Raw genomic sequence first — 1,353 nt, 5'->3', positions numbered from 1 at the left:
GCGCGCCCGCCGTGCCCGTGAAGTCCACCAGCGTGCCCGCCTTGTCCTTCGCCACCGTGATGGTGCCCGTCGTCGCATCCTGCTGCACCAGACCGATCTCACCGCTGTTGATCTGCGTCGTGATGTTGCTGATGTCGGTCGTGTTCTGGGTCACGCGGCTGTCGATGTTGGTGATCGCGCCGGCAATCGACGTCACCGTCGAGCCGCCGATGTTGAACGTCGGCCGGGTGATCGTGCCCGTCGACGCGTCATACGTCGAACCGCCGCCAATCACGTTCGCGATGCTCGTGCCCTGGCTGTTGACCTTCGCATCCTCCGACTGCAGCTGGCTCACGTTCACCGCGTCCGTGGCCGCCGAACCGGCCGCCACGTTCGTCAGACGGCGCTCGTTGCCTGCCGAGCCCACGGATACTTCGCCCACCGCTGCCGTGCCCGACAGCGTGCCGCTGCCCGGGTTGTATGCCTCAGCCGTCAGGTCAGCCGTGGTCGTCGCGTTGGAGCCCAGCGCAACAGAGTTGGCTGCCGTTGCGCTCGCGTTACCGCCGATCGCCACCGCGTCTGTGCCCGTCGCCACCGAGTCCGCCAGCGACGAGTTCGCGTGGAAGTACTTGATGCCGCCACCGTTCACGATGTTGGTCACCGTGTTGTTCATGTTCGTCACACGGCCATCGATGTTGGTGATCGCGCCCGCCACGTTGTTATACGTATTGCCGCCCACCACGTATGTCGGGTTCGTGATTGTCCCCGTTGCCGGATCGTAGGTCGAGCCGCCGCCGATTGCATTCGCCGTCGACTGCGCCACGTTGAACAGCTGCGAGCCGTTCACCGCATCGACGCTCGATGCGTTCACGTCACCGTTGGCCACGCCCGTCAGCTTGCGTGCGCCCGCCGTACCCGTGAAGTCCACCAGCGTGCCGGCCTTGTCCTTCGCCACGGTGATCGTGCCCGTCGACGCATTCTGCTGCACCAGACCGATCTCACCACTGTCGATCTGCGTCGTGATGTTGCTGATGTCCGTCGTGTTCTGCGTTACACGGCCGTCGATGTTGGTGATCGCGCCCGCCACGTTGTTATACGTGCTGCCGCCAATCACGTACGTCGGGTTCGTGATCGCGCCCGTCGTCGAGTTGTACGTCGAGCCGCCGCCCAGTGCCGCTGCCGTCGCTGCGCCTTCCGCGTTCACCTTCGCATCTTCCGACTGCAACTGGCTCACATTTACCGCGTCCGTGGCCGCGCTGCCTGCTGCAACGTTCGTGATGCGGCGTTCCTTGCCCGATGCGCCCACCGACACTTCACCGTTGGCCGTCGACGCCGCGCCCGACAGCGTGCCGCTACCCGGGTTGTAACCCGCTG

1 protein-coding gene is annotated in these 1,353 nt (G+C 65.3%); it reads right to left on the bottom strand.

The window, feature by feature from the left end; genetic code table 11:
- The coding region (locus BN2476_RS44370; RefSeq protein ID WP_369122665.1) for a YadA family autotransporter adhesin at positions 1-1,353 on the bottom strand (1,353 nt) is incomplete at both ends.

This window comes from Paraburkholderia piptadeniae (assembly GCF_900007165.1).
Lineage (GTDB): Bacteria > Pseudomonadota > Gammaproteobacteria > Burkholderiales > Burkholderiaceae > Paraburkholderia > Paraburkholderia piptadeniae.
This window is presented reverse-complemented; position numbering and strand designations above follow the sequence as displayed.